This is a genomic window from Leucobacter sp. M11 (genome assembly GCF_035726885.1).
Taxonomy (GTDB): Bacteria; Actinomycetota; Actinomycetes; order Actinomycetales; family Microbacteriaceae; genus JAPFRB01.
This window is the reverse complement of sequence record NZ_JAPFRB010000006.1, coordinates 78,452-83,715: the sequence shown is the minus strand read 5'-3', so window position 1 is coordinate 83,715 and position 5,264 is coordinate 78,452. Positions and strand designations below refer to the sequence as shown.

Annotated in this window: 4 protein-coding genes; 1 reads left to right on the top strand and 3 read right to left on the bottom strand. The window is 71.2% G+C overall.

Annotated elements, in window-relative coordinates; translation table 11 throughout:
- Positions 1–2,583: an MMPL family transporter gene (locus OOT08_RS17445; RefSeq protein WP_325094127.1), complete on the bottom strand. Its 2,583-nt coding sequence runs from the start codon at positions 2,581–2,583 to the stop codon at positions 1–3.
- Between the two features lie 167 nt (positions 2,584–2,750).
- Between OOT08_RS17445 and OOT08_RS17440 the strand changes: the two genes are divergently transcribed.
- The gene (locus tag OOT08_RS17440) at positions 2,751–3,344 is read left to right on the top strand and encodes a TetR/AcrR family transcriptional regulator (RefSeq protein ID WP_325094126.1); all 594 of its coding nucleotides are present in this window, start codon (positions 2,751–2,753) and stop codon (positions 3,342–3,344) included.
- Between the two features lie 84 nt (positions 3,345–3,428).
- On the opposite strand, the gene OOT08_RS17435 is transcribed toward OOT08_RS17440, so the two are convergent.
- Entirely contained in the window at positions 3,429–4,745 is a 1,317-nt protein-coding gene (locus OOT08_RS17435) for an aminotransferase class III-fold pyridoxal phosphate-dependent enzyme (RefSeq protein ID WP_325094125.1), read from the bottom strand.
- A gap of 123 nt (positions 4,746–4,868) precedes the next feature.
- The coding region (locus tag OOT08_RS17430; RefSeq protein WP_325094124.1) for an aldehyde dehydrogenase family protein at positions 4,869–5,264 on the bottom strand (396 nt) is incomplete at its 5' end.

Sequence of the window (5,264 nt, the reverse complement as noted above, 5' to 3'; positions counted from 1 at the left end):
TTAGGCGGCGGGAGCCGGGTGCTTCCGCTCGATGCGTGCTCCCTCGACATCCACGTTCGGCAGGATGCGGTCGAGCCAGCGCGGCAGCCACCAGGCGGAGGCCCCGAGCAGGTGCATCACCGCGGGCATGAGCAGCATCCGGACGAGGAAGGCGTCGAGGAGCACGCCGACCGCGAGGCCCACCCCGAAGGACTTGATCATGACCGAGTCGGAGCTGATGAAGCCGCCGAACACGGCGATCATGATCAGCGCCGCGGCGATCACCACGCGCCGCCCCGCGCGGAAGCCCTCCGCGACCGCGAGCCGGGCGGGCGAGCCGTGCACGAAGGCCTCCCGCATGCCCGTGGAGAGGAACAGCTGGTAGTCCATCGCGAGCCCGAAGAGGATACCCACCAGGATGATCGGCAGGAAGCTCAGCAGCGGCCCCGGGGTATGAATGCCGAGCAGATCCCCGAACCAGCCCCACTGGAACACCGCGGTCGCGACCCCGAAGGTGGCGAACAGGGAGAGCACGAAGCCGGCGGTGGCGACGAGGGGCACGAGCAACGAGCGGAACACCATCAGCATGATGAGGAAGGACAGGCCCACCACCACGAGGAGATAGACCGGCAGCGCCTCCGCGAGGCCCTCGGAGATGTCAATGTTGATCGCGGCCTGACCGGCCACGCCCAGCGCGATCTCGCCGCCGACGGGCGGGAGGGCGCGCAGGTCCCGCACGAGGCGCTCGGTGGACTCGCTGTTCGGCCCCTCCGCGGGAATGACCTGGAAGGCGGCCAGCCGCTGGTCCTCGGAGACGGCGATGGGCGCGACGGCGACCACGTCATCGGTGTCGGAGAGCACGCGCGCGACTTCGACCTGCGACTCGAGCACCGCGTCCTCATCGAGGCCCGCGGGCAGCGCCGCGGTGACGAGGATCGTGCCGGTTGCCCCCGCCCCGAACTGCTCCTCGGTCAGGGTGTGCGCGAGGTGGGAGGGAGAGCCCGCGGGCTCCGATTCGCCGCCCGGCAGGCCCATGCGCATGGACAGGGACGGAATCGCGATCACGAGCAGGGCGGCGACCACGCCAACGGCGGTCACGACCGCGCGCCAGGTGGGCATCGCTCGAATCGGCTTGGCGGCTCCGCCGCGAGCGGGCTCGGCGGTCACGGACGCGGGCGGGGCTCCCCCGTCGCGCCCGGGCAGTTGCGCGACGATCGCCCGCCCCGTTCGGCCGAGCACGCGGTCCCCGGCGAGGCCGAGGAGCGCGGGGATTGCGGAGATCGCGAGGAGCACCGCGATGAGGATGCTGAGCGCGCCCGCGGTGCCCATCAGGCCGAGGAAGGGAATCCCGGTGATGTTCAGGGCGAGCAGGGCCACGATCACGGTGGCCCCGGCGAAGACGACGGCGGTGCCGGCGGTGCCGTTCGCGAGCGCGATGGAGTCTCGCACCGGCATGCCCTCGAGGAGCTGCTTGCGGTGCCGGTTGATGATGAACAGGGCGTAGTCGATGCCGACGGCGAGGCCGAGCATCACCCCGAAGATGGGGGTGACGGAGGCCATCTGCACGACGCCGGAGAAGGCGAGCGTGGCGAGCGAGCCGATCCCGACGCCGACGATGGCCGTGATCAGCGGGAAGGTGGCGGCGAGCCAGGAGCCGAGCACGATGATGAGCACGACCGCGGCCACGAGCACGCCGATAACCTCGCCGATCCCGAGGATCTGCGGGATGCCCTGCGCGATGTCCGCGGAGAATCCGAGCTGGAGACCCGCGATCGGGGCGGATTCGAAGTGCTCGATCACGCCGTCTTTCGCGTCCTGGGAGAGGTCGAGCCGGGGCTCGGTGAAGGCGACGTTCACGATGGCGGTGCTGCCGTCTTCGGAGACCATTCGGATCCCGTCGGACATCGCGAGCAGCTCGCCGCCGAGCTCTAGCTTGGCCTGGCCCGCCGCCAGCGTCTCGGCCTGCGTCTCCAGCTCGGCGAGGCCGCCGGTGAGGCGTTCCTGCTGACGGTCCAGCTCGGCGCGCTGGGCGTCGAGCTGCGCCTGCTGCGCGTCGAGTTCAGCGGTCGGGAAGCCCGCGGCCTCGGCCTGGGCGCGTCCGGCGTCGAGCTGCTGCTGGCCGGAGTCGAGCTGCGCGCGGCCCGCGTCCAGCTGCTGCTGGCCCGAGTCGAGCTGCGCGCGCCCGGCATCGAGCTGCGTGCGCCCATCGGCGAGCTCGTGCCGACCGGCCGCCAGCTCCGCGGCCTGCTCGGCCCGGGTCGCTTCCGTGTCGAAGGGGTCGACGACCCCGGCGACGTCGGTGAGGCCGTCGGCGCTGGCGACCAGGGCGCTGATCTCCGCGCGCTGGGACTCGCTGAGGGCGCTGCCGTCCTCCGTCGCGTAGACGACGGTGCCCGCGGCGCCGCTGAACTCGGGAAGCTGCTGCTCGAGCTCCTCGATGACCTCGCCGGAGGCGGTGCCCGGCACATCGAAGCTTGAGGTGAGGGTCGCGAAGCCGACGAGGAAGCCCCCGACGGCGATGCCCAGGATCACGGCCCAGGCGGTGAGCACCGTCTTGGCTCGGCGGGCGGCGAAAAGCCCCAGTCGGTGTAAGAGCTCGGCCATGTGCGTCCCGTTTCTTGCGCGCTCGCGCGTCGTCCTGCGTGGAGACGGGGCGACAGCGGCCCGTCACGAGTGTTCGCCGCACGCTCCCCCAGCTCAGCCAACCTTGCTAGAATAAGACGGTACGTCTCGTCTAGACAAATCGCGCGCACTGTTTTCAGGAGGTTCCCATGTCCCCCACGCGGAGCGGCCCCGTGCGCAGCGAGGCGGCCAGGCAGAAGATCCTGCGGGCGACGGCCAGCCGATTCGCCGAGGTGGGCTTCGATCACCTCACGATCGAGGGCATCGCCGCCGATGCCGGCGTCGGCAAGCAGACCATTTATCGCTGGTGGGGCTCGAAGAGCGCGATCGTGGCCGAGTGCCTCGTCGAGGGCATGCTGCTCCCCCAGGCGCACCCGATCATCAACACGGGCGACATTCGCGCGGACCTCGCCGCCTGGCTCGACGGCGTCTTCGCCACCCTCGGCGACCCGGCCGGAGAGGGGCTGTTGCGGTCCCTGCTCGCCGCGGCCACCGACACCCCCGAGATCGCGCTCCGGGTCCGCACGAGCCTGATCGGCGAGCAGACCATGACCGGCCGCCTGGAAGCCGCCATCGGGCAGGCCCCCAACCTCACCGCGGACGCCCCGCTCGCGGAGATCGCCGAGGCCCTCGTCGGCACGATCATCCTCCGCGCGCTCGCCCGCAGCCCCATGTCCCCGGCGGAGTCGCTCCGCCTCGTGGACGCGGTGCTTGGCACGCGGGGCGATTCAGGCCCGCAGTAAGCACCGGCGGCAGCCGCACGGACGAAGCGGGGCCGGGTTCCCTCGCGTGCGAGCGGAACCCGGCCCCGGGACGGGCGCCGCGTGTTAGAGCGCCGCGAGGCACTCGCCGAGGATCGCCAGCGCCTCGTCGATCAGCTCGTCGGAGATGTTGATCGCGGGCAGCATCCGCAGGACCTGGCCGTCGCTGCCGCCGCCAAGCAGAAGGAGCCCGCGCTCGATCGCGGCCCGGCTCAGCGCGGCCTGGGCGGCGGCGTTGGGCGAGCCGTCAGCGTTCACCAGCTCGATGCCGTGCAGCGCGCCGAGTCCGCGCACGTCGCCGATGAGCGACGGGTACTGCGCCTGGAGCTCGCGCAGGCCCGCCTGGATCCGCTCGCCGACCGCGACGGCGCGGGACATGGCCCCCTCGGCCTCGAGCTGGTCCAGAATCTCGATCGCGGCGGCGCAGGCCACCGGGTTCCCGCTGAAGGTACCGCTCAGCCCGCCCGCGGGCATCGCGTCCATGATTTCCGCGCGTCCGGTCACGGCCGAGAGGGGGTACCCCGCGGCGATCGCCTTCGCGGTGGCGACGAGGTCCGGCTCGAAGCCGAAGTGCTCGCTCGCGAACAGGGCACCGGTGCGGCCGAGGCCGGTCTGGATCTCGTCGGCGATGATCACGATGCCCTGCTCCCGGCACCAGGCCTGCAGGGTTTCGAGGAAGCCCTCGGCCGGCAGGATGATCCCGCCCTCGCCCTGGATCGGCTCGATGAGGAGGCAGGCGAGGTTCTCAACGCCGGCCGTCTTCTCCCAGTACGCGATGGCGCGCTTGGCGGCCTCGACGCCGCTCAGCCCGTCCCGGAAGGGATAGGAGTTGACCGCGCGGTAGATCTCGCCGGGGCGCGGGCCGGCACCCGTGGAGTACGGCGAGGCCTTGAAGTTGAGGCCCAGCGTCAGGTTGGTGCGCCCGTGATACGCGTGGTCCACGACCGCGATGCCGTTGCGGCGCGTGTGGGAGCGGGCGATCTTGATGGCGTTCTCGATGGCCTCGGCCCCCGTGGAGCTCAGCACCGACTTCTTGGCAAAATTCCCCGGGGTGATCCCGGCCAGCCGCCGGGCCACCTGAACGTAGAGCTCATAGGGCGTGACCGAGAACAGGGTGTGCGTGAAGCGCTTGCTCTGCTCGATCGCGGCGGCGACGGCGGCCTCGTTCACGTGGCCGAGGGAGGTCACCCCGATCCCTGAGCCGAAGTCAATGAACTCGTTGCCGTCCACGTCGGTGAGCACGGAGCCCTCCGCCGAGGCGATGTACACCGGCAGCGCCGGACTCACGGAACGAGAGACGAACTCGGCTTTCAGCTCGGCGATCTCACGGGACCGGGGGCCGGGCACCTCAGTGATGATGCGGGTCTTCGTTGCAGCGGTCATTGCTGCCTCCTTCGGGGTTTCGATGGCTGAGGATCAGGCGCTCGTGCGCCGATCCGAGATCCCAGCGAGGCTGGGGTGGCGGGCCGGTTTGGGGCGGGAGGGTCCCGCCCCAAACCGGGGGAACTACACGGTGTCGCGGCGCGCGATGTTGTAGAAGCGAATCTCCTGGTATTCCTCCAGGCCCTCGCCGCTGCCCTCGCGGCCGAGGCCCGACTGCTTGACCCCGCCGAAGGGGGCGGCCACGTTCGAGGGCACGCCCTGGTTGATCCCGACGAGGCCGGTTTCCAGCTGATCGGCAACGTTCAGCGCCCGGTCCAGGTTCTCGGTGAACACGTAGCCGGCGAGCCCGAAGGGGGTGTCGTTTGCGGCGTGCAGCACCTCGGCCTGGGTGGAGAAGCGGCTGATCGCGGCGACCGGGCCGAAGATCTCCGTGTTGGCGATCTCGGCGTCCGCGGGCACCCGGTCCAGCACGGTGCCCTCGAAGAAGTACCCGGCGCCCTCGGGGGCACTGCCCCCGGC

What these genes read in the sequence shown, in the direction of transcription:
- OOT08_RS17445 (WP_325094127.1), bottom strand. Translation starts at nt 2,583, where the DNA reads ATGGCCGAGCTCTTACACCGACTGGGGCTTTTCGCCGCCCGCCGAGCC.
- OOT08_RS17440 (WP_325094126.1), top strand. Translation starts at nt 2,751, where the DNA reads ATGTCCCCCACGCGGAGCGGCCCCGTGCGCAGCGAGGCGGCCAGGCAG.
- OOT08_RS17435 (WP_325094125.1), bottom strand. Translation starts at nt 4,745, where the DNA reads ATGACCGCTGCAACGAAGACCCGCATCATCACTGAGGTGCCCGGCCCC.